The sequence below is a fragment of the Lysinibacillus sp. GbtcB16 genome, from assembly GCF_019091145.1.
Lineage (GTDB): Bacteria > Bacillota > Bacilli > Bacillales_A > Planococcaceae > Lysinibacillus > Lysinibacillus fusiformis.
On record NZ_JAGXJV010000236.1, the window covers coordinates 1 to 317 of the forward strand.

The following is a 317-nucleotide window of genomic DNA, read 5'->3' on the forward strand; positions in this document are numbered from 1 at the left end:
ACAAACATAATACATGTTTGATGAACAGCTAAAATAAGTAATGAATTTCTACCAATATATTTAATAAAGTTTATATTCGATAAGAATTTCGAGAATATTATCCAGCAAAAAATCCCCAATAAACTTCCTAAATAAAAATAGGCATAATTTCCATATTCATTAAGATTCATGTCAACTCTTCCATTTAACTTACAAATTAACAATTCTAATATACTTAATAAGAACACTAAAACAATAATTAAGCTAACTTTAAATATACTGTTAATTTCAAGAGGTTTAATATTTTTTTTGACAATATAACCAATCCCAAAAAAGAC

The 317-nt window shown here is 23.0% G+C and carries 1 pseudogene; it reads right to left on the minus strand.

Annotated features, from left to right (window positions below):
- Nucleotides 1–305: pseudogene (locus tag KVT27_RS27360) on the minus strand (hypothetical protein); the annotation flags it as partial.
- Between the last annotated feature and the right edge of the window lie 12 nt (nt 306–317).